This window comes from Pseudomonas putida (assembly GCF_001941965.1).
GTDB lineage: Bacteria > Pseudomonadota > Gammaproteobacteria > Pseudomonadales > Pseudomonadaceae > Aquipseudomonas > Aquipseudomonas putida_L.
In genome coordinates this window covers 80149-101768 of record NZ_MKZO01000021.1, presented here as the reverse complement: position 1 = coordinate 101768, position 21620 = coordinate 80149, and the positions used below count along the sequence as shown (strand labels likewise).

The 21620-nt window shown below is 64.5% G+C and carries 23 protein-coding genes and 1 tRNA gene; 6 read left to right on the top strand and 18 right to left on the bottom strand.

Annotated elements, in window-relative coordinates:
• Window positions 1-497: 497 nt before the first annotated feature.
• Entirely contained in the window at window positions 498-1298 is an 801-nt protein-coding gene (locus PSEMO_RS13045) for a CSS-motif domain-containing protein (RefSeq protein ID WP_075803484.1), read from the bottom strand.
• A gap of 124 nt (window positions 1299-1422) precedes the next feature.
• Window positions 1423-2136: a type 1 glutamine amidotransferase domain-containing protein gene (locus tag PSEMO_RS13040; RefSeq protein ID WP_075803483.1), complete on the bottom strand. Its 714-nt coding sequence runs from the start codon at window positions 2134-2136 to the stop codon at window positions 1423-1425.
• Between the two features lie 140 nt (window positions 2137-2276).
• On the opposite strand from PSEMO_RS13040, the gene PSEMO_RS13035 reads away from it, so the two are divergent.
• A complete protein-coding gene (locus PSEMO_RS13035; RefSeq protein ID WP_075803482.1) occupies window positions 2277-2744 on the top strand; it encodes a nucleoside deaminase in 468 nt (155 codons plus the stop codon).
• A gap of 22 nt (window positions 2745-2766) precedes the next feature.
• A complete protein-coding gene (locus PSEMO_RS13030; RefSeq protein WP_081430249.1) occupies window positions 2767-4827 on the top strand; it encodes a hybrid sensor histidine kinase/response regulator in 2061 nt (686 codons plus the stop codon).
• Here the strand turns inward: PSEMO_RS13030 and PSEMO_RS13025 are convergent.
• The 8 genes from PSEMO_RS13025 to PSEMO_RS12990 form a co-directional block, all read right to left on the bottom strand.
• Window positions 4791-5744 carry a lysylphosphatidylglycerol synthase domain-containing protein gene (locus PSEMO_RS13025; RefSeq protein ID WP_075803481.1) on the bottom strand — a complete coding sequence of 318 codons (954 nt, stop codon included), beginning with the start codon at window positions 5742-5744 and terminating at the stop codon, window positions 4791-4793. The two genes, PSEMO_RS13030 and PSEMO_RS13025, sit on opposite strands and share 37 nt — an antisense overlap.
• Complete coding sequence (clsB, locus tag PSEMO_RS13020) at window positions 5741-6955, bottom strand: cardiolipin synthase ClsB (protein ID WP_075803480.1); 1215 nt, start codon at window positions 6953-6955, stop codon at window positions 5741-5743. The genes PSEMO_RS13025 and clsB overlap by 4 nt, the downstream gene beginning before the upstream one ends.
• On the bottom strand, window positions 6952-7734 hold the full coding sequence (locus PSEMO_RS13015) for an endonuclease/exonuclease/phosphatase family protein (protein WP_075803479.1): 783 nt from the start codon (window positions 7732-7734) through the stop codon (window positions 6952-6954). The genes clsB and PSEMO_RS13015 overlap by 4 nt, the downstream gene beginning before the upstream one ends.
• A complete protein-coding gene (locus PSEMO_RS13010) occupies window positions 7731-9362 on the bottom strand; it encodes an ATP-binding protein (RefSeq protein ID WP_372239118.1) in 1632 nt (543 codons plus the stop codon). The genes PSEMO_RS13015 and PSEMO_RS13010 overlap by 4 nt, the downstream gene beginning before the upstream one ends.
• A gap of 116 nt (window positions 9363-9478) precedes the next feature.
• Window positions 9479-10534 (bottom strand): tetratricopeptide repeat protein, encoded by a 1056-nt coding sequence (locus tag PSEMO_RS13005; protein ID WP_075803478.1) that lies wholly within the window; start codon window positions 10532-10534, stop codon window positions 9479-9481.
• A gap of 162 nt (window positions 10535-10696) precedes the next feature.
• Complete coding sequence (locus tag PSEMO_RS13000) at window positions 10697-11110, bottom strand: glycine zipper domain-containing protein (protein ID WP_075803477.1); 414 nt, start codon at window positions 11108-11110, stop codon at window positions 10697-10699.
• Window positions 11111-11156: 46 nt separating this feature from the next.
• Entirely contained in the window at window positions 11157-11360 is a 204-nt protein-coding gene (locus PSEMO_RS12995) for a hypothetical protein (RefSeq protein WP_372239117.1), read from the bottom strand.
• A gap of 136 nt (window positions 11361-11496) precedes the next feature.
• A tRNA-Leu gene (locus tag PSEMO_RS12990) sits at window positions 11497-11582 on the bottom strand.
• A 208-nt stretch (window positions 11583-11790) separates the two neighbouring features.
• Between PSEMO_RS12990 and PSEMO_RS12985 the strand changes: the two genes are divergently transcribed.
• Window positions 11791-12789 carry a bile acid:sodium symporter family protein gene (locus PSEMO_RS12985; protein WP_075803476.1) on the top strand — a complete coding sequence of 333 codons (999 nt, stop codon included), beginning with the start codon at window positions 11791-11793 and terminating at the stop codon, window positions 12787-12789.
• Window positions 12790-12807: 18 nt separating this feature from the next.
• Here the strand turns inward: PSEMO_RS12985 and PSEMO_RS12980 are convergent, their stop codons facing one another.
• Together PSEMO_RS12980 and PSEMO_RS12975 are read right to left on the bottom strand one after the other, a co-directional pair.
• A complete protein-coding gene (locus tag PSEMO_RS12980) occupies window positions 12808-13512 on the bottom strand; it encodes a YoaK family protein (protein WP_075803475.1) in 705 nt (234 codons plus the stop codon).
• 7 nt (window positions 13513-13519) lie between these two features.
• Window positions 13520-13717: a hypothetical protein gene (locus tag PSEMO_RS12975; RefSeq protein ID WP_075803489.1), complete on the bottom strand. Its 198-nt coding sequence runs from the start codon at window positions 13715-13717 to the stop codon at window positions 13520-13522.
• A 272-nt stretch (window positions 13718-13989) separates the two neighbouring features.
• Here PSEMO_RS12975 and PSEMO_RS12970 point away from each other — a divergent pair, with 272 nt between their 5' ends.
• The 3 genes from PSEMO_RS12970 to PSEMO_RS12960 are packed head-to-tail and all read left to right on the top strand — an operon-like array spanning window position 13990 to window position 16997.
• Window positions 13990-15162 (top strand): two-component system sensor histidine kinase NtrB, encoded by a 1173-nt coding sequence (locus PSEMO_RS12970; protein ID WP_075803474.1) that lies wholly within the window; start codon window positions 13990-13992, stop codon window positions 15160-15162.
• A complete protein-coding gene (locus PSEMO_RS12965; RefSeq protein WP_075803473.1) occupies window positions 15141-16583 on the top strand; it encodes an ATPase domain-containing protein in 1443 nt (480 codons plus the stop codon). The genes PSEMO_RS12970 and PSEMO_RS12965 overlap by 22 nt, the downstream gene beginning before the upstream one ends.
• An 18-nt stretch (window positions 16584-16601) precedes the next feature.
• Window positions 16602-16997: a response regulator gene (locus tag PSEMO_RS12960; RefSeq protein WP_075803472.1), complete on the top strand. Its 396-nt coding sequence runs from the start codon at window positions 16602-16604 to the stop codon at window positions 16995-16997.
• A 73-nt stretch (window positions 16998-17070) separates the two neighbouring features.
• On the opposite strand, the gene csrA is transcribed toward PSEMO_RS12960, so the two are convergent.
• The 6 genes from csrA to PSEMO_RS33490 form a co-directional block, all read right to left on the bottom strand.
• Window positions 17071-17268 carry a carbon storage regulator CsrA gene (gene csrA / locus PSEMO_RS12955; protein ID WP_064304133.1) on the bottom strand — a complete coding sequence of 66 codons (198 nt, stop codon included), beginning with the start codon at window positions 17266-17268 and terminating at the stop codon, window positions 17071-17073.
• A 449-nt stretch (window positions 17269-17717) separates the two neighbouring features.
• Window positions 17718-18815, bottom strand: a complete 1098-nt coding sequence (gene modC, locus PSEMO_RS12950; protein WP_075803471.1) for a molybdenum ABC transporter ATP-binding protein — start codon at window positions 18813-18815, stop codon at window positions 17718-17720.
• Window positions 18812-19498 (bottom strand): molybdate ABC transporter permease subunit, encoded by a 687-nt coding sequence (gene modB / locus PSEMO_RS12945; protein ID WP_075803470.1) that lies wholly within the window; start codon window positions 19496-19498, stop codon window positions 18812-18814. The genes modC and modB overlap by 4 nt, the downstream gene beginning before the upstream one ends.
• The gene (gene modA, locus PSEMO_RS12940; RefSeq protein WP_075803469.1) at window positions 19498-20256 is read right to left on the bottom strand and encodes a molybdate ABC transporter substrate-binding protein; all 759 of its coding nucleotides are present in this window, start codon (window positions 20254-20256) and stop codon (window positions 19498-19500) included. Before modA ends, modB begins: the two co-directional genes overlap by 1 nt.
• Before the next feature lie 82 nt (window positions 20257-20338).
• The gene (locus tag PSEMO_RS12935; RefSeq protein WP_075803468.1) at window positions 20339-21412 is read right to left on the bottom strand and encodes an NAD(P)H-dependent flavin oxidoreductase; all 1074 of its coding nucleotides are present in this window, start codon (window positions 21410-21412) and stop codon (window positions 20339-20341) included.
• A 33-nt stretch (window positions 21413-21445) separates the two neighbouring features.
• Window positions 21446-21616, bottom strand: coding sequence for a hypothetical protein (locus PSEMO_RS33490; protein ID WP_086937224.1), 171 nt, complete (start codon window positions 21614-21616; stop codon window positions 21446-21448).
• Window positions 21617-21620: the final 4 nt, after the last annotated feature.

Below are 21620 nucleotides of genomic sequence, written 5' to 3'. Positions count from 1 at the left end.
GTTATCTTCGGCCCAATCATCCTTGGGAGGATCGATGAAAGAGATGCCATTGATGGCTATGTGACACTTCAAGTGTTACCTATGTGAGTGCACTTTTTTGTAACCCATGTGGGTGATCCGTACACCGGCCCGCATCCGGCCCTACGCTTCGCTCCGGGTCCCTTCCTTCCGCACTGATTCCGGGGGCCGCGCCATACGGGCTCCTGCCCTATGGCGCTTTCCGGCCCATCCATGGGCCTCCACCCCCTCCATCAGCGCTCCACTCAGCCTCCTGAAGGCCGGGACAATCAAGATCAAGATCAAGATCAAGATCAAGATCAAGATCAAGAGCCAGAGCCAGAGCCAGAGCCAGAGCCAGAGCCAGAGCCAGAGCAACAGCAACAGCAACAGCAAAAGCACTCAGTATGGGACTGAGAGATGTATAGATACCCATGCAGCCATAGGGCCCGTGAGAACACCATCAAGCAAAAAGCCAGCTCACGCTGGCTTTTTCATTGCTACATCGCCCGGCGCATTCCGCGCCGCCGACGATACATCGCCCAGTAACTCCCCGCCGCCGTCATGATCCCCACCAGTAGCAGCGAAGGCACGACCACGAGGCTGTTGTCCAGCAGTTGCCGAACGGCATGCCCCGGTGGATGAAGGATGTGGAGGGTGTAGCCGTACATCGGCGATACCTGGCTCATGTCGGGCTCGCTGGACAGGGCTTCCAGGCTGTCCTCGACCTCGCCCAGCGCGCCGATCAGCGTCGGCCCGAACTGCAACTTCACGCTCTCCGGCAGGCGGGTGCCACGCAGCACCCTTTGCAGGATCTCACCGTCCGCCACCGCCAGCACGCCGTAGGGATACTCCTGCAGACGGTAATAGAGAATCGCCGAATCCGGCGTGTTGTCGTTGCCCGCTTCCAGGCGCAGGCGGTGGTTGAAGTAGTCGCCGGGATCGACCAGCAAGCCGGACTCCCCACGCAAGGTGCTGCAATAGGCCCGGTTTTCCCGCACCAGGGTCAGCGAGCGCAGTTGCGGGTTGCCCACGACTTCGCTGTGCAGGGCAGGCAAGGCCTTGTCGCAGGCGTATTCGGCAAGATTGAGCACCTTGTTGCTGGCGCCGTGCAGCGAGTCGAGCAGGCTGTCGACACCCAGCCGGGCGTCACGCAGGGCCAGCACGGCGGACTCGTCGAGCTGCTTGTTGACCTGCCAGGCCATGACCAGCAGGCCGAAGGCGACCGGGGCCAGGCCAATCAGCAGCAAGGTCAGCAGGGTAAGCAGCGCGTGTCCGGGGTGGGAAGTACGAGGGGGCATGGTTCACCTGTAGGCAGAAGGCAAGGGTCCGGATGGGGCCGGACCGAAGCCGATCAGCATAAGTGAGCGCTATACCCGCTTCCTGTACGAGCAGCTGACAGCAGCTGTCGGATTCTTCGTTTCGTCACAGACCCGGGCTGTTCTGCGCACTGTCCAGTGCCCTGAGCACCAGGCGCCCGACCGCAGCACCGGAGGCCGGATTCTGCCCGGTGACCAGGCGACCTTCCTTCTGGTCGGCGATGGCGAAGGCGGCCCACGGGTCCTCGGCCTTGCGGTAGAGACCGCCGCGGGCGGCCAGTTCGGTTTCGGTCAGGAATGGAACCACCTTGTCCAGTTCTGCCAGCTGTTCTTCAATATTGGAGAAACCGGTCACTTCGCGGTCGCGCAGCAGCAACGAGTTGTCGCTGAGCTTGATGTTCAGCAGGCCCACCGCGCCATGGCAGATCGACGCCACCACACCGCCGTTTTCCCAGATTTGCCGGGCGATGTCCTGCAGTCCCTGATGGTCGGGGAAATCCCACAGCACACCATGCCCGCCGGCATAGTAGATCGCCCGGTAGTCGCGGGCGCGCACCTGGCCGGGGGCCAGGGTGGTGCCGAGGCGGTTCATGAACGCCTTGTCGTTGTACCACTGCCAGTCGATATCCTGGGCCAGGTTCAGGCTGTGGGGATCGATGGGCACATAGCCGCCCGCCGGGCTGAGGTAGTCGACCTGGTAGCCGGCCTGTTGCAGGACATCGACAAAATGCACGGCTTCACCCAGCCACAGGCCGGTCGCGCGTTTCAGGGTCGGATATTTGGCCGTATTGGTCAGCACCACGAGAACTTTCTGGCTCATTGCGGCGGTCCTCGGCAGAGGTCAGGGTCGGAGGGGAATTTCGAACCTGTACAGCATAGTCCTCCGGGAAAAGCCCGCCACGGGCTATGGCTATGTGCTAGCGTTCTGAAATGGTGTCCGCAATCGCACAGGAGAACGATATGGTCGATGCCCAGCAGCAGTCGCAGTTCATGCAGGCCGCCATCGACGAGGCCCGCCTGGGCCTGGAAGAGGGCGGCATTCCCATCGGTTCGGTGATCGTTCATGCGGGGCGAATCATCGGCCGCGGGCACAACCGCCGGGTCCAGCAGGGCAGTGTGGTCCTGCACGGGGAAATGGATGCGTTCGAGAATGCCGGACGCCAGGATGCGCGGATCTACGCCGAGGCCACGCTTTACACCACCCTGTCGCCCTGCGCCATGTGCAGCGGGGCGATCCTGTTGTACGGGATCCGCGAGGTGGTGGTCGGTGAAAACCGCACCTTCATGGGCGAAGAGACACTGCTGCGCGAACGCGGCGTGCAGGTCAGGGTGTTGCAGGACGAGCAGTGCATCGACCTGATGACCCGCTTTATCCGCGAGCGTCCGGCACTGTGGAACGAAGATATTGGACAGGAGTCCGACCGCTGACAGCGGTCAAGGAAGCACGGCGATGCACATCATTCATCTCGCACCTCGCCCGGTGCAAGCCCAGGGCATGAGCGAAGCGCTGCGCTGCTTCGACTGGAGCACGACGTCCCTCGGGCCTTTGCACCGCTGGCCCAATTCGCTGCGTATCGCCGTCGACCTGATGCTCGCCTCGCGCTTCCCCAGTTGCCTGGTCTGGGGCAGCGACATGGTCACCCTGTACAACGATGCCTTCGTGCCCATCCTTGGCACCAAGCCCAGTCCGCTGGGACGGCCTTTCCCCGAGGTGTGGAGTGACATCTGGGACGAGGTGGGCGGGCTGGTGTTCCGAGTCATGGACGGAGAGGCGGTGTTTCTCGAAAACTTCCCCCTGGTGACCAACCGCAATGGCGTGCTCGAACAGGTCTGGTTCACCTTTTCCGTCAGTCCGGTGCGCGATGAGAGCGGCAAGGTCGCCGGCTTTCTCGACACCGTGCTGGAAACCACCAGCAGCGTCGAGTCGGAGCGGCAATGGCGCGAGCTGGCCAGCTCCTTCGAACGCCAGGTGCAGGAGCGCACCGTCGACCACAACCACATGTGGGAGCTGTCCAGCGACCTGATGGTGGTGGTCCGGGATGACCTGCGCCTGCGTACCTTCAACCCGGCCAGCCGGCAGTTGCTCGGCTGGGATGACGATTTGCACGGCAAGTCGCTGCTGGAGGTGCTGCACCCGGACGACCACGACGAAGTCCGGCGCATCCTGCAGGGGGCCCAGCCTGCCGGCGAAGGGCGCCTGCGCCATGTCGAGGGCCATTACCGGCGCTTCAGCCTGAGTGCCATGCCTGGATCGGACTTCACCACCCTGCTGGGCCATGACATCAGCCAGGATCGCGAACGCGCGGAGGCCCTGCACCAGGCCGAGGAACTGCTGCGCCACGGCCAGAAGATGGAAGCGGTCGGCCAGTTGACCGCTGGTGTGGCCCACGATTTCAACAACCTGCTGGCCGGGATCGGCACCAACCTGGAAATGCTCGAACGACGCCTGGCCCAGGGACGTCTCGAGAACCTCGGGAAATACGTGCATGCCGCGCGCCAGGCGGCCGACCGCGCTTCCGAGCTGACCCAGCGCATGCTTGCGTTCTCGCGCCGCCAGCCGTTATCGCCGCGCCCTGCGGACCTCAATGACCTGCTGGCCGGGATCGAGCCCTTGATCCATCAGGCCATCGGTCCGGATGTCGAACTGCGGTGGCAGGTGGACCCGCGCCCGTGGTTGATCGAGGTGGATATCAGCCAGATGGAAAACGCCCTGATCAACCTCTGCGCCAACGCTCGCGACGCCATGCGCCAGCGTGGCTGGCTGAAGATCAGCACCTGCAACGAGCGGCATTACAGCGAATTGCCCGGAATCGACCTGCCGCCGGGCGATTACTGCTGTCTGCGGATCGAGGACAACGGCTGCGGCATGTCGAAGGCAGTCGTGGCGCGGGCCTTCGATCCGTTTTTCAGCACCCGGCCGGCGAGCGAGCGCAGCGGTTTGGGCCTGTCCATGGTCTACGGCTTCGTGCGCCAGTCCGGCGGCAGCATTCGCATCCTTTCCGAAGAGGGCAAGGGCACCTGCGTCGAACTGCTCCTGCCGCGTTTCATCGGCCCGGCGCTGCCGTTGCCGCAGCCGCTGGCGGAGCCGGAAGTTGCGCCGCTGATAGCGCCGACCGGCAGCCAGCGCATCCTGCTCATCGACGACGAGCCGGTGCTGCGCATGGTGATCCGCGAGTGCCTGCAGGAACAGGGCCTGGAGGTGCTGGAGGCGGGCGACGCCAGCAGTGGCCTGGCCTTGTACGAAAGCGCCGGGCCGATCGACCTGGTGGTGTCGGATATCGGTCTGCCGGGCGGTCTCAGTGGCATCGAGGTGGCCAAGGCTGTGCGTGCCCGCACGCCGGAGCAGAAGATTCTGTTCATCACCGGGTTCACCCAGGAGTCCATCAGTACCAGCGGCCTGCACGACCAGGGGCTGGAGCTGCTGATCAAGCCATTCGGCCTCGAGGCGCTGCTGCGCAAGGTCGGCAGCATGCTTCAGTCCACGGCAGACGCCGGGGCACGGGAGCGCTGACGGGCAGCCACGCGCTCCAGCACCAGGTAGGTCACGCAGGCGATCAGCAGCGGCAGCAGGAAGTACACCGCGCGATAGCCGATCAGCGCCGCCAGCAGCGTGCCCTGGCTGTATTGCCCCTGCAGCAGGGTGATGAACACGCTCTCCAGCACCCCCAGTCCGGCCGGGATATGGGTGATGACCCCGGCGATGCTGCTGACCATGAGGATTGCCAGGAGGGTCGGGTAGCCGGCCTTGTCCGGCAGCAGCGTATAGATCACCAGGCCCATCAGGCACCAGTTGCCGGCGCCCATCAGCGCTTGCAGGGCGGCCAGGCGCCACGACGGCAGGGTGAGCGAGTGGTCGCGGATCGTCCATTCGCGGCGCCGGGCGAAGCGGCAGGCCAGCAGATAACCGATGGCCACCGCCAGCATGCCGATGCCGATCACCCGCAGCCCGCTGCTGCCGATCTCCAGGCCCGCGGGGAGCTTGGGAAAACCGAGGACGAACAGGCTGCCGGCCACCAGCAGATAGCCCAGCCAGTTGGTCACCAGGCCGCAGCCGAGAATACGGGTGATGGTCGCGGTCTCCAGGCCCAGCCGCGAGTACAGGCGAAAGCGCAGGGCGACGCCGCCGACCCAGGCGCTGAGGTTGAGGTTGAACGCATAGCAGACGAAGGCCAGCGGCAACACCTGGCGCGCCGGCAACTGATGCCCGGTGTAGCGCCGGCCGAGCAGATCGTAGCTGCTGAACAGGGCGAAGCTGCACGCCACGACGCCCACGGCGGCGAGCAGTACCTGCGGCCGGTACGAGGTCAGGGCCTGCCAGACCTCGCCCCAGTCCTGGTTGCGCAGAAGCATGAACAGCAGCACCGGGACCAGGATGAAGAACAGCACGGTCAGCGCCTGGCGCGCGCGTTTCCACAGGGTCTTGTTCACGAGAGGCGCTCCTGCACGGTTTCCACTTCCCGATACAGCGGCTTGAGCCGCGGCTTGTGCGCCGGCAGCCCGGCGAACAGCGCGGGGAAATAGCGGGTGAAGTGGAAGGTCAGGAAGATCAGCGGCGCCCGCCACCAGTAACCGCGCAGCACCCGTTGCAGGGTCACGCGCTTGCAGCGTTTGTCGCGCAGTTCGTCGAGGTGTTCGTACAGGCGTTGGTTGAAGGCTTCGTCGCGGATCACCAGGTTGGCTTCAAGGTTCAGCGACAGGCTCAGCGGGTCGAGGTTGCTCGAACCGACGGTGCTCCACTGCCGGTCCACCAGGGCTACCTTGCCGTGCAGCGGGCGTTCGCAATATTCGTGGATCTTCACCCCGTCACGCAGCAGGTAGTTGTAGAGCAGGCGCGAGCACAGGCGCACCCAGGGCATGTCGGGCATGCCCTGGAGGATCAGGGTGACGTCCACGCCACGTCGCGCGGCATTGCGCAGGGCGCGCAGCAGGCGGTAGCCGGGGAAGAAATAGGCATTGGCGATGATGATGCGCTCGTGGGCACTGACGATGGCGCGCAGGTACTGTTGCTCGATATCGGTGGGGTGCTGATTGTTGTCGCGGATGAACAGGCGCATCCGCGCCTGCTCGCTGTCCGCCTCCAGCACCGGCGCCCGGCGCCACCAGGCGCGGTGGCGACGAGCGACCCGGGCATGGCTGTCAAGCAGGGTGAGGGTGGCCTTGCGCAGGTCATCGACGATCGGCCCGCGCACCTGCACCGCGTAATCCTGCTTGGCCAGCGGCCCGAAATCGCCAAGGTGGTCGGCGCAATAGTTGATCCCGCCGATAAAACCCAGCGTGCCATCGATTACCAGGATCTTGCGGTGCAAGCGACGGAACAGGTTGGTGCGCACGCCAAGGCGCATCGGGCTGGGGTCGAAGGCTTGCAGGTCGACCCCGGCATCGAACAGCGCCTGCAGGTACTCGCGGCTCAGCTCGGCGGTGCCGTAGCCGTCCACCAGCAACTGCACGCGCACGCCGCGGCGGGCGGCCTCGATCAGCACCTGCTGCAGCTCCAGGCCGACCTTGTCCTCGTAGATGATGAAGGTTTCCAGCAGTACTTCTTCCCGGGCCTGGCGAATGGCCTCGAACGCGGCAGGGTAATACTCCTCGCCGTTGATCAGCAGTTGCACGTGGTTTTCTGCGCGCCATTCGGTGTTCATAACAGGACCTCGACACAGAGTGGCAGGTGGTCGGACAGATGCGACCAGGGTTTGCGCGACATCACCCGCGGCTCACGGGCCCGGGCATTGCGCAGGTAGATGCGGTCCAGGCGCAGCAGCGGCCAGCGGGCCGGGAAGCTGCGCGCCGGGGCGCCGAACTCGTGGGTGAACACCTCGAACAGCCCGCGGCTGGCCAGCATCACATCGGCGCGCTGGCGCCAGTCGTTGAAGTCGCCGGCGATCACCACCGGCGCGGCCTCCGGCAGGGTGTCGAGCAGGCCGCAGAGCAGCTTCAGTTGCTGGGTGCGCTGGCGTTCGTCGAGGCCCAGGTGCACGCAGATGGTGTGCACCCGGCGTTCGCCGGGCAGCGCCAGCACCGAATGCAACAGGCCGCGCTGCTCGCTGCCATCGACGCTGACATCGAAGTTGTGGTGCTCGAGAATGGGAAACTTCGACAGCAGGGCATTGCCGTGCTCGCCCTCCGGATACACCGCGTTGCGTCCATAGGCGAACATCGGCCACAGGCTGTCGGCGAGAAATTCGTATTGCGGCAGCGGCGACCAGCCCGGGTAACGCCCGGCATGCCGGCTGTGGCTGCCCAATACCTCCTGGAGAAACACCACATCGGCATGATGGGCGCGCACCGCCTCGCGCAACTCCGGCAGCACATAGCGCCGGTTCAGTGGGCTGAAGCCCTTGTGCACGTTGACCGTCAAGACCCGCAAGGCGTTGACCGGGGCGACATCGCTGAGTTTCAGGGGGCGTTGCGCCTGGGTCATGGGCGGCCCTCGCTGGCCAGCATGTGCGCGACCTTGTCTTTCAGGGTGGCGAAGCTGAAGGGCTTGTTCAGCACTTGCATGCCCGGGGCCAGGCGCCCCAGGTGGGCGGAGGCGTTCTCCGCATAGCCGGTGATGAACAGCACCCGCAGGCCGCCGCGCAACTTGCGCGCGATCTCCGCCAACTGCAGGCCGCTCATGCCTGGCAGGCCGATGTTGCAGATCAGCAGGTCGTAGTGCCGCTCGCTGCGCAGCAGGCTCAGGGCCTGGTCGGCGTCGGCGACGTCCTGGCACGGGTAGCCCTGTTCCGTGAGGTGGTCGCGCACCAGATGGCGCACCGTGCTGTCCGACTCGACGATCAGGATTCGTTGCTCATGCCCGGCCTGGGCCTCGTTGCCGCAAGCCACCGGCGCGGCAGGATCTTGTGGATGATGACGCGGCAGCAGCAACTCCACCTCGGTGCCCTGGCCGAGCCGGCTGTGCAGGCTGACATGGCCGTGGGACTGGCGACTGAAGCCATAGACCATGGATAGCCCGAGACCGGTGCCCTGGCCAATGCCCTTGGTGGTGAAAAACGGATCGAAGGCCCGGTCCAGGGTGCTTTGCGCCATGCCGCAGCCGTTGTCGCTGACGCTGATGCGCACGAAGTCGGTGCCGCTCAGCGGATGGGCTTCCGGCAGCGGACGGGGCAGATGGCGGTTGCTCACCTCGATGCGCACCTCGCCACCCTCGGGCAGGGCGTCCCTGGCGTTGACCAGCAGGTTGTCGAGGGCTTCCTGCAACTGGCGGGCATCGGCCTTGGCCGGCCACAGTTTGTCGTCGATGCGGACCTGCAGGCGCACGCCCGGGCCCAGCACTTCGTTCAGGCGCTTGCGCTCCAGCAAGGCCGCCAGTTGCACCGGACGGTCGTCCAGCGACTGGCGGCTGGAAAAAGCCAGCAGCCGGTGGGTGATGCTGGCGGCGCGCTGCACTGCATTGAGGCCCATTTCCACCAGCCTGGGGATTTCTTCCGGGCGCTGCTGGGTGTGGCGCTGGCGGATCAATTCGAGGCTGCCGCCGATACCGGTGAGCAGGTTGTTGAAATCATGGGCCACGCCGCCGGCGAGCTGGCCGATCGCTTCCATCTTCTGATCCTGGTGCAGGCGTTGTTCTTCCTCGCGCAGATGGCGCACCCGCTCTTCGGTCTGGCGTTGCAGGCTGGCCAGTTCCAGGCCTTGCTGGCAACTGTAGTACTGGCGACGCCGGGCGCGCAGCGAGGAGTGGGCCAGGTCGAGCAGAGCCTGTTCGGCGAACGGGCAAGGCAGAATGAACAGATTGCCCAGGGCCAGGCACAGGTCGGGGCTGTGGCTGATCGACTGCGCACCGTCGCCGAGCAGCAGCACCGGCAGGTCGGACCACAGCGGCTGGCTGCCCAGGTACTGCTTGAGCTGCGAGGACTCGAAGCCATCCAGGCTGGTGTGGGCGATGATTGCCAGCCCGGCGCCCTGGTCAAGGGTTCCGGCCAGTTCTTCCAGACTGCGCATGACCAGGGCTTGCAGCCCGGCCTGATCGAGCAGGTTCAGGGCCTGCCCGCTGATCGGCGGTGGCGCCAGGATCAGCGCACGCTCGCTGTTGGCTGACGAATGATTCACGGTCGATCTCCTTGGAAGGCGCCCCATGCAGCGTTGCGCCTGCATGGGATGCATTCTCTCTGGACTCGCCGTGAAAGCGGGGGTTCAAACCGATTGCGCTGACCGCGCGAGGTGACTCAGAGACCCTGCTGGACCAGCGGATCGTCGGGGTTCTGCTGCTCCAGCTGGGCCAGCAGGATCTGCACGTTTTGCAGTTGGCCGCTTTCTTTCCAGTACTCGATCAGCAGGACCCGCGCCTTGCGGTTGGCAGGCTGGCGGGTGAGCAGGGTTTCCAGCTGCTTTTGCGCGACCTGGAGCTGGTCAAGGCTGTGCAGGCTGACCGCCAGGGTATAGCGATAGTCGCTGTTGTCCGGTTCCAGCTCCAGTGCGCGGGAGAAGGCCAGCAAGGCGTATTCCTCCTGCTGATGACGCAGCAGCCACTGGCCCAGTTCGAACTGCAGGAAGGCGGAATCGGGATGGCGCTGCAGGGCTTCGGCCAGCACTGCCCGGGATCCGTCGGTCTGGCCCTGGGCGTCGAGCAGGCGGACCCGGGTGGCGAGGGCGTCGAGGTTGCCGGGTTCCAGCTTCAGGGCCTGCTCCAGCGCGCCGGTGGCCGAAGCGAAGTCGCGCTCCTGCAAATACAGGTTGGCCAGGTGTACCTGGTCGCGGACATCGTCGCCCCGGGTTTGCAAGGCCAGTTGGTACTGGTCGAGCACGCTCTGCAGCGGGGCGAAATACAGGCCCACGTCATCCGGGCTCAGGCCCATCAGCGCGTCCACTGCGGCAAAGCGCACGTTGTCGTCTTCATCGTCGAGCAACGGGCCGAGCAGCAGGCTGCGCTGGTTGGCCGGCACCATGGCGGCGATCGCTTCGAGCGCGGCGCGACGTACCAGGGGATCGTCGTGCTGCAGATCCTTGCTGGCCAGTTTCAGGGCCACGGGGGAAGGATAATTGGGCAGTTCGGCGTACAGGCTGGCGCGGCGAATGGCCGAAAGGTCATGGCGGCCCAGTTGCTGGTACAGCACTCGCGCCGCACCTGGCAGACCATTGTGTGCCTGGGCCAGGGCCCTGACGTAGGAATGCTGCAGGGCCGGATCGGGCGCCGGAGGATCCTTGTGCAGCAACAGGCTGCCCACCCCCAGAAGCGATAGCAGGGCAAGGCCGGCGAACAGGTAGAGGCGCGGTCTGGGCATGCGGGGTCCGGGTCCATGGCCTACAGAAAAGGACCAAGCTTGGGTCAGACGAATGGTTGAGTCAATGTGCGAGGTCGTGACGAGGCCTCTGGGGGAGCGGCTTCCCCCGCGAAGGTGGCGGTAGTGGAACCGCCGCCACGATCGCGGGTAAGCCCGGAAGGATCAATGTCCGCGATGGCGACGTTTGTGCTTGTACTTGCGCTTGCCCGAATCATGCCGGTTGTCATCGGCCAGATGGTTGCCCAATGCGCCCCCTGCGGCACCGCCAAGTCCGGCACCGATGGTCGAACCGGTCGAGCCGCCGACCTTGCCACCCAGTACCGATCCGCCGGCCGAGCCCAGGCCGCCGCCGATTGCCGCTTCGGTGCGGTTGCCTTTCTTCGCACCCACCGCGCTACCGGCAGCACCACCCAGTCCGGCACCAATGGCCGCACCGGTGCTGCCACCGATCTGCTGTCCAACCACGTTGCCCAGCGCGCCGCCGAGACCGCCGCCAATGGCGGTGGTGCCGTCACCGGCCAGCGCGGCCTGGGAGATCAGGAAACCTAGAGCGAGGGTAGGCAATATGAGACGCATGGGAGAAACCTCGGGGTTGTTGAAGCGATCAGGTAGTCAGGGGAAATCAATCGTCATCGCGGTAGCGGCGATCGTCACGACGGTAGTCATGGCGGTCGTCGTAACGGCGTTGGTCCTGGCCGTGCCAGCGTCGCTGATCACGGTCGCGGTCGCGCCAACCGTCGTCACGGTCATGATGATGGTGATGGGCACAGCCGGCGGACAGCAGGATCGCGGCGAGCAAGGAGAACTGGGTCAGGCGGGTCAGCACGTGGATTTCCTCGAATCGACTCGGGAGGGTCGATGGCGAGGTTATGACCGCATATTTGCGGTTTGGTTTCCGTGATCACCGGTAACCGATTGGCAGATATGAAAAAAGCGCCTCGAAGGGCGCTTTTTCAGAAGAGTGGTGCCCCGGGCCGGACTCGAACCGGCACGCCTGCAAGGCGGCGCATTTTAAGTGCGATGTGTCTACCAATTTCACCACCAGGGCAGTGGGAACGGCCGATTAGACACCAAAAGCACGTCAGAATCAACGATTTAGGTGCTGCGAAAGCGCTTGCGGGTGACTTGATGGAGCAGGGCACTGGCGGACCGGAGATTGTCCGTTTAACGCTATTTACTGCCCTTGTCGCGTTAGTCGGAAGAGCGCGAGCGCGTTAAGGTAGCCAGGCACTTCCGATAACAACAGGATTTTCCTCATGGCCCGTTCGCGTTTCCTGCCGGACAACTTCACCCTCACCCTGGTTGCGGTGGTCGCCGCCGCAACCTTTCTACCGGCACATGGCCAGGTCGCCGTCGCGTTCGACTGGATCACCGACATCGCCATTGGCCTGTTGTTCTTCCTTCATGGCGCCAAGCTGTCGCGCCAGGCCATCGTTGCCGGCGCGGGCCACTGGCGCCTGCATTTCCTCGTATTCCTGTGTACCTTCGTGCTCTTCCCGCTGCTTGGCCTGGCACTGAAACCGGTGCTGCTGCCCTTGGTGGGCGGCGAGTTGTACATGGGCTTCCTGTACCTCTGTGCCTTGCCGGCGACGGTGCAGTCGGCGATCGCCTTCACCTCGCTGGCCAGGGGCAACATTCCCGCGGCGATCTGCAGTGCTGCGGCCTCGAGCCTGATCGGCATTTTCATCACCCCGGTTCTGGTGGCGCTGCTGATGGGGGTTCACGGGGATGGCGGTTCCACCCTCGAAGCCATCAGGAAAATCAGCATGCAGTTGCTCGTGCCATTCGTGGCTGGCCAGATCGCTCGGCGCTGGATCGGCGACTGGGTGGGGCGCAACAAGGCCTGGCTCAAGTTCGTTGACCAGGGTTCGATCCTGCTGGTGGTGTATTCGGCTTTCAGCGCGGCGGTGATTGGCGGCTTGTGGCAGCAGGTTCCTCCGGTGGTGCTCGGATCCATCGTCCTGGGCTGCTGCCTGCTCCTGGCCCTGGCCCTGGGAATCACTTCGTTGCTGGGCAGGTGGCTCGGCTTCAGTCTTGAAGACCGCATTACCATCCTGTTCTGCGGCTCCAAGAAAAGCCTGGCCACTGGCGTGCCCATGGCCCAGGTCCTGTTCGCCGGCAGCAGCATCGGCGTGCTGATCCTGCCGTTGATGCTGTTCCACCAGATCCAGCTGATGGTCTGCGCCTCGCTGGCCCAGCGCTATGCGCGCCGGCCGGAAGCGCCGGTGGTCGAAGCGAGTGCCTGCCCACGATAGGTGCTGGGTTCACACGCGTCAGCGCGCCATATACCGCTGCACCCAGCGCCGCGGAATCAACAGCGACGCCAGGCCGAGCAATGCCGCCAGCACGCTGCTGAACAGCAGGGCGGCAAAGCCCAGGTGATGTTCCAGCCAGCCGCCGAGCACCGCGCCGAGCAGCATGCCGCCCCACGGCACCAGTTGCATGCGCCAGCCAGCCCGGCGCTCGCCCATCAGCCAGCGTCCCAGGCCGCGACCGAAGCGGGACAGCGCGCCGGTGACGTAGGTCAGGCCGATGGGCAGGCCGTTCACTTCTTCCACCGCAGCATTGAGCATGCCCATGGCCAGGATCGCCGCGAGCAGGGCGAGCAGTTCCAGGTAGCTGCCGCACAGGGCTGCGCTGAGCAGCAGCAGGGAGGTCAGGGCCAGCAACGGCCAGGCCCGCTTGCGGCTGGAGCGGGCGATCATTACGCCGAGGGCGTTGCCGACAACGAACATGATGACCAGCAGGGCCAGGCGCAGCACCAGTTCGAAATGCCCTTCGCTGACCGCTACTGCCAGGCGCGTGGTATTGCCGCTCATGAAGGAGACGAAGTCACCGCTGGCGAGAAAGCCGATGGCATCGGTCATGCCGGCCAGCACCGAAAGTCCGCCGACGAAGAACAGCCCGACCTGGCCACGCCTCTGGTACAGGCGCTGGGCATGAGGCCTGCGCAATCCGCCGGGATGTTCGGGCAGCATGCGCGACCTAGCGGGGTTCGATGCTGCTGGCCACGGCACGCAGCTCGTTGACCGAGTCGGTCAGGCCGCTGACCCGGGCATTGACCTCGACAGCGTCCTCGGCATGCACCGAGTTCTGCAGGTAGACGGCGTGCCCGGCCAGGCCGCGGGCGAGTTGCTCCATGCCGTCGGCGGTGTGTTCCAGATCGTCGTGGATACGTTTCATGCGTGTGTCGATGACCAATCCCTTTCCCTCAACCACTTGTCTGTCGGTGCCACCGGGCGCGGCAACTATAGCAACTTGCCTGCATTCCCGCAGGCGCGGCGCCGACAATCGCGCTATACCTTGATCCAGCGCAATGGTTGTGGGGCTTATCTATGGTCAGCGCCGGATTATTCCTTCGGGTATTGGAACTTCGGCGCAGGAGAAGGCGTCTTTTCGTGTCGTCCTCAGCGTATGCTGTAGCTACACTCCAACAATAGTCAACGGACTCCGAAATGGATGCATCCGAACGCGTCGATCCGCATGGCATGAACGCCGGCCTGTACGAGCAACTCGTGCAGACCGTGGTGGACTACGCCATCTACATGCTGGACCTCGAAGGTAATATCGTCTCCTGGAACGCCGGTGCCGAACGCATCAAGGGCTATCGGGCAGAGGAAGTCATCGGCCAGCATTTCTCGCTGTTTTTCACTGAACAGGACAGCGCCGATGGGCGCCCCGGTTTCCTCGTCAGCCAGGCCCTGAGCAAGGGCCGGGCCCAGGATGAGGGCTGGCGGGTGCGCAAGGACGGTACGCGTTTCTGGGCCCTGGTGGTGCTGGATGTGGTGCGTTCGCGCGAAGGCCAGGTGATCGGCCTGGCCAAGATCACCCGGGACATCACCGACCGCCGCGAGGCCGCGTTGCAACTCGACGCCATGCGCGCCCAGCTGTTCCAGTCGCAGAAGCTCGAAGCCCTTGGCCAGTTGACCGGGGGCATGGCCCACGACTTCAACAACCTGCTGACCATCATCCTCAGTTCGGCCAAGCTGGCGATCAACAGCAGCGATGCGCAGCGCACCCGGCGCCTGCTCGAGCATATCCTCGATGCCGGCCAGCGCGGCAGCCAGATGACCCAGCAGTTGCTCAGCTTTGCCCGGCGCAAGGAACTCAACGTGGTGCGGGTCAACCTCGCCGAGGTGATCGAGTCGATCCACGCGTTGCTGTATCAGGCGCTGCCAAAGAACATCGAGCTGCATGTGCTGTGCGATGACGATCTGGCGCCGGTGGAAGTGGACGCCGGGCAGTTGCAGATGGTCCTGCTCAACCTGGTGCTCAATGCCCGCGATGCCATGGAGGCGGGCGGCGAAATCCGCATCCGCGCCGGCAATCGCACCTTGCTCGGCGAGCGTGATGGACTGGTTGGCGACTTTGCCGTGATCAGTGTCGTCGATACCGGCAAGGGCATCGATACCGAGGTGCTGCCGCGGATCTTCGAGCCGTTCTTCACCACCAAGGGTTTCGGCAAGGGCACCGGTCTGGGCCTGAGCCAGGTATATGGGTTCGCCAAGCAAAGCAATGGCGGGATCTGGGTCGACAGCGAGCCGGGGCAAGGCACCTGCATGACCCTGTGCATTCCGCTGCTGGTCAACGGGGAGGAAAAACAACCGTGGAACAACTCCAGCGTCTAGTGACGGGAATCGGAGGGCTCGACGAGCTGCTCAAGGGCGGGCTGGTCGCCGGCTCCGCGTATATCGTCCAGGGCCGTCCCGGCTCGGGCAAGACGGTGCTGGCCAACCAGCTGGCGTTCAATCATGTCGAGCGCGGCGGGCGGGTGCTGGTGGCGACCTTGCTCAGCGAGTCCCACGAGCGCCTGTTCCAGTTTCTGTCGACCTTGTCGTTCTATGATCCGGCGAAGATCGGTGACCAGATTCGCTTCCTCAGTGCCTTCGACACCCTTGAACAGGAAGGGCTGGAGGCGGTGGTGCGCCTGTTGCGCGGCGAGATCGCCCGTCAGGGCGCTTCGCTGCTGATCGTCGATGGCCTGCTCAACGCCCGCTCGCGTGCGGAAACCGTGCTCGACACCAAGAAGTTCATCTCCGAGCTGCAAGCCCACGCGGCCTTTGCCGGCTGTACGCTGGTGCTGCTGACCAGCATTCATCTGGACGAGGACGGCCCCGAGCACACCATGGTCGATGGCGTGATCGAACTGGGCGAGGACCTGCACGGTGCCCGTGCGGTGCGCCGCATCCAGTTGCGCAAGACCCGCGGCAGTGCGGCGCTGTCCGGGTTGCACGAGTGTGAAATCACCGATGATGGCATGCAGGTCTATCCGCGGCTCGAAGCGTTGTACGGGCATCCTTCCGGGGCCGGCAGCGACACCTTCGCCCGGGTCGGCAGCGGCGTACCCTGTCTTGACACTCTGCTGCAGGGCGGGCTGGCAGAAGGTTCGGTGACCTTGGTGATGGGGCCTTCGGGCAGTGGCAAGACGTCCCTCGGCCTGAGTTTCCTCGGGGCGGCGACGCCCGAGGCGCCGGGGCTACATTTCGGCTTCTACGAACCCGCCTCGCGCCTGCGCATCAAGGCCTCGAGCCTCGGGCTCGACTACCCGGCGATGGAGCGCGAAGGCGCGCTGCACATCAGTTGGCAACCGACCACCGAGGGCTTGCTCGACGATGTCGGCGCGCGCTTGCTGCGGCAGGTCGCCGAGCACGGGATCAAGCGCGTGGTGATCGACAACCTCGGCGCCTTCACCCGCCTGGCGACCCGTCCCGAGCGGCTCAACGAATTCTTCCGCGCGTTGATGGGCGAACTGCGTGCCCGCGACGTGACGGTGCTGGCGACCTGGGAAATGCGCGACCTGTTCGGCTCCGAGATCATTGCCCCGGCACCGGAGCTGTCGAGCATCGTCGACAATCTGCTGCTGATGCGTTTCGTCGAATTGAACTCGCAACTCAAGCGCGTTTTGTCGATTCTCAAGGTACGCGACAGCCGCTACGACCCGGCGCTGCTGGAGGTGTGTTTCAGCGAGAAGGGGATGGAATTGCACAAGGCTTTCAACGAGGCCGCCGCGGTGTTGTCCGGCACGGCGAAACCACTGGAGCGGTCCTGAGGGCCGCGGTCTGACGATATGAGCACAGTCCTGGTAGTCGACGATGAATACGTGATCTGCGACATCCTGGGGTTTGCCCTGGAAGATGCGGGGTATCGGGTGGAAAAGGCCAGCAATGGCGAGAAAGCCCTGGAAACCCTGACAGCGGGGCTTGCGGCGCAACCGCCTGGGGACGCGAGGATCGAGTTGTTGATTACCGACTACATGATGCCCGTGATGAATGGTGAAGAGCTTGCCAGGGCGCTTCGCGCCGAACCCAGCTTGCAGGCCTTGCCGATCATTCTCATGAGTGGCGCGCAGGCCAGCATTGGCCGGGAGAATCCCGGGCTGTTCGATGGGGTGCTGGACAAGCCTTTCGATACCGAACTGCTGATTGCCATGGTCCAGCAGCTGTTGCCACTGCCCGGGGAGTGAAGCCCGGCATCGCCATCAGGTGTATTTCGGCAGGGGACAGGCGCATCCGTGCGACTGCAATCATGCCAGCGGCTTAATGATTGCCTTCTCCTTTCTCCGGCGCCGGGCTGCCGGCCTGAATGCGTTTGTAGATCTCCTCGCGGTGCACCTGGACATCTTTCGGTGCATCGATGCCAATCCTCACTTGCATCCCTTTGACGCCCAGAATGGTGACCTTGATGTCATCGTCGATGACGATGCTTTCGCCGACTTTACGGGTGAGTATCAGCATGTATTTCTCCTTGGTAACTTGAAATGCCTCGCGGGCCTTTTCCCCACTGAGGATGGGGGCGCCGGAAGCGCTTCCCTCTTTCCCTTCATTAAAGACGCATTCGTTGAAAATTAATTCCCCGAGCAAAATATTTGCTGATGCCTTTTTCTGGATTGGGAGTCGACGGGCAGGTAATCATTTCGCTTGGCGGGATTCGCCACCCCGCAAGCATAGGGGGCTTGAACGCATATGGGAAATTTCTCTTGCGAAAAGAGAAACTTTCGATAGTTAACTTTTTTTATGTGGATTTAGCGCTGCTGGCTAAATGAGTTTCATTATTGACTGTGTGTCAGGCGGACGCGGACTCTGTGGGAGCGGGTTCACCCGCGATTGCGGTGGTGCATTCACCGACGTAATCGCGGGTGAAGCCGCTCCCACAGGGTCCGCGTGGCCTCAAGAAACCCGTTGTTTCAAGCGCCATGGCCGAGCAGTGCCACACCCTTGATCTGCGCCCACAATTGCTGCCCCGGCTGCAGCCCGAGCTGGTCGCTGGAATAACGCGTGACCCGCGCCAGCAGCGGATGCCCGGCGGCCTCGAGGCTGACCAGCATCTGCGCCGGATTACCCTGTTCGGACAGCGCCCGCAGGGTCACCGGCAGCCGATTGATGATGCTCGAACGATTATCTTCGGTCAGGCTCAGGCTGATATCCCGGGCCTGAATGCGGATGCGCAGGGTCGAGCCCGGCGGTAGCGGCGCATGGGGAATGCGCAGACGCAACTCGCTGCCCGGCAGGTGCAGGTCGAGGAGCTGGTAGGTCTCGTCGTAGTGGCCGGTACGGCCCTCGATCACCACGCCAGCTTCCTCGTCCTGGGCCAGGGGCAGGTCGAGACGGGCCAACGTCTGGTTCAGCGGGCCGCTGGCGAGGACCTTGCCTTGCTCCAGCAGCACCAGGTGATCGGCCAGCCGCGCGACCTCTTCCTGGGCGTGACTGACGTACACCAGGGGGATTTGCAGCTCATCGTGCAGGCGTTCCAGGTACGGCAGGATCTCGCGCTTGCGCGGTGCATCCAGGGCCGCCAGCGGCTCGTCCATCAGCAGCAGGCTGGGGCTGGTGAGCAGGGCCCGGGCAATGCCGACGCGCTGGCGCTCGCCGCCGGACAGAGTATCGGCCTTGCGTTCCAGCAGATGGTCGATGCCCAGCAGTTCGCAGGCCTGCGGCAGGTTGATGCGGCGGATGGCCGGATCGATACGCTTGCAGCCGAACTCCAGGTTGCCGCGCACCGAGAGGTGGCTGAACAGGCTGGCTTCCTGGAACACATAGCCGATCGGGCGCTGGTGCGGCGGCACGAAGATGCCCTTGGCCGAGTCTTGCCAGACCGTTCCGGCGACTTCGATATAGGCATCACCCGCCCGCTCAAGGCCGGCCAGGCAGCGCAGGCAGGTGGTCTTGCCGGAGCCGGAGGCGCCGAACAGGGCGCTGACGCCCTGGCCGGGCAGGACCAGGTCGACATCCAGGGTGAAGTCGTCCCGGGCCATCTTCAGCCGGGCATGGATGCGCGAGGTCATGCAGAACTCCAGGCCGATTTGCCACGGCGGCTGCCATACAGCGCCAGCAGCACCAGAAACGAGAACACCAGCATCGAACCGGCCAGCCAGTGCGCCTGGGCGTACTCCATGGCCTCGACGTGGTCGAAGATCTGCACCGAGACCACCCGGGTCTTGTCGGGGATATTGCCGCCGATCATCAGCACCACGCCGAATTCGCCCACGGTATGGGCGAAACCGAGGATGCTGGCGGTGATGAAACCGGGCCTGGCCAGGGGCAGGACCACGCTGAAGAAGGTGTCCCACGGACTGGCGCGCAGGGTCGCGGCCACCTCCAGCGGGCGGTCGCCGATCGCGGTGAAGGCGTTCTGCAACGGCTGCACCACGAAGGGCATGGAATACACCACCGAGCCGATCACCAGCCCGGTGAAGCTGAACACCACGGTGCCCAGCCCCAACGCTTCGGTGGTTTTACCGATAAAGCCATGGGGTCCGAGGGCCAGCAGCAGGTAGAAACCGATCACCGTCGGCGGCAGCACCAGGGGCAGCGCTACCACCGCACCGACCGGGCCGCGCAACCAGGAACGGGTGCGCGCCAGCCACCAGGCGATCGGCGTGCCGACCAGCAACAGCAGCAAGGTGGTCAGCGACGCCAGCTTGAAGGTCAGCCAGATTGCGCCGAAATCGCTGGCGTCGAGCGGCATCAGAGTTCGTAGCCGTAGGACTTGATCACGGCAGCGGCCTTGGGACCTTTCAGGTATTCGACCAGGGCCTTGGCGGCAGGGTTGTCCTTGCCTTTTTCCAGGATCACCGCGTCCTGGCGGATCGGGTCATGCAGCTCGGCCGGCACGATCCACGCGGAACCGCTGGTGACCTTGCCGTCCTGGAAGATCTGCGACAGGGCGACGAAGCCCAGCTCGGCATTGCCGGTGGAAACGAACTGGAAGGCCTGGGTGATGTTCTGGCCTTCGACGATCTTGCCCTTGGTGGCGTCGGTCAGCTTCAGCTTGTCCAGCACCTGGGTGGCGGCCAGGCCGTAGGGCGCGGCTTTCGGGTTGGCGATGGAGAGGTGCTTGAACGCGTTCTTCTTCAGCACTTCGCCCTTGCTGTCGACGTAGCCCGGCGTGGCCGACCACAGGGCCAGGGTGCCCACGGCGTAGGTGAAGCGCGAGCCTTTGACGGTAGCGCCTTCGCTTTCCAGCTTGGCCGGGGTGCTGTCGTCGGCGGCGAGGAACACTTCGAACGGCGCGCCGTTCTTGATCTGCGCGTAGAACTGGCCGGTGGCACCGAAGGCGGCGACCAGCTTGTGGCCGGTGTCCTTCTCGAAGTCCTTGGCGATAGCCTGGATCGGTGCGGTGAAGTTGGCGGCGACGGCCACCTGGACATCATCGGCCCAGGCGCTGTTGAAGGCGAACAGGGTGAACAGGCTGGTCAGGGCAAGGCGAGGTGCGGAAATACGCATGAAACGGCTCCGTGGTTGAGTGAGGGCCAATCGCTATATAGTTGAATATATAGCGATTGCCTTGCAAACGGAAAGCTTTGTTTCAGCGACGAATAAGCGCGAGGGTTTCTTCGGCAAGTGTGCGGGTAAGTTCGGCGGCGGGGCGGTCGATACCCAGGCGCAATGCCTGGCCGGACCAGAGATTGCTGAAATCGCTGTTGCTCTCGGGCTCGCTGATCGCACGGATCGGCATCAGCGCCCCGCCGGCCAGAGGGAAGGCCGGGGCCAGGTCGCTGACCGGGCCCAGCTCGCGCATGATCCGGTTGTAGATGCCCCGCGCCGGTCGCCCGGTAAACAGGTTGGTCAGCGCCGTGTCGCTTTCCCGTGCGGTATGCAGGGCGCGGCGGTGCATGGCCGAAACCTTGGCCTCCGGGCAGAACAGGTAGGCGGTACCCAGTTGCACGGCCGAGGCGCCGAGCATGAAGGCCGCAGCGATACCGCGCCCGTCGCCGATCCCGCCGGCGGCGATCACCGGCACACGCACGGCGTCGGCGATCTGCGGCACCAGGGCCATGGTGCCGACCTGGCTGTTCAGGTCATCGCTGAGGAACATGCCGCGATGGCCGCCCGCCTCATAGCCCATGGCGATGATCGCGTCGCAGCCGTGCTGTTCCAGCCACAGGGCTTCGGTGACGGTGGTGGCGCTGGAAATGACTTTGGCGCCGGTCGCCTTCACCCGGGCCAGCAGGCGCGGCTCGGGCAGGCCGAAGTGGAAACTGACCACCTCGGGCTTGTACTCCTCGACCAGGGCGCAGGCGTTGTCATCGAAGGGCGCGCGGCTGGACACTGGCGTCGGCGCTTCGTAATCGGCACCGACCTCTTCGTAATACGGCCTGAGCGCTTCTTTCCAGCGGGCGATCCGGGCCGGATCGTCGGCCGGCGGGGTGTGGCAGAAGAAGTTCACGTTGAGCGGGCCGTTGCTGGCCTGGCGGAAGGTTTCCAGCTCCTGGCGAATCTGTTCGGCGCCGAGCATGGCGCAGGGCAGGGCGCCCAGCCCGCCGGCCTGGCTCACGGCGATCGCCATGGCCGAGCCGGTAGCGCCGGCCATCGGTGCCTGGAGGATCGGCAGGTCGATGCCGAACAGATCGAGGATGCGTGAATCCGGCCAGTGGCTCATACCCGTGAACTCCTTCTACGGCGGCCAGCGGCGTCAGAGCGCCTTGCTGACCTGGATATCGGTGATCTTGTCGGCGTCGTCGCCGTGGATCTTGCGCAGCGCTTCCTGGGCCTGCTCCAGGGAGTTGTCCGGCAGCACGGCGAAGTCCCAGCGGCGTTCGCCGTCGAGCTTGTACTTGATGACGTATTTGATAGTGGTGCTCATAAGG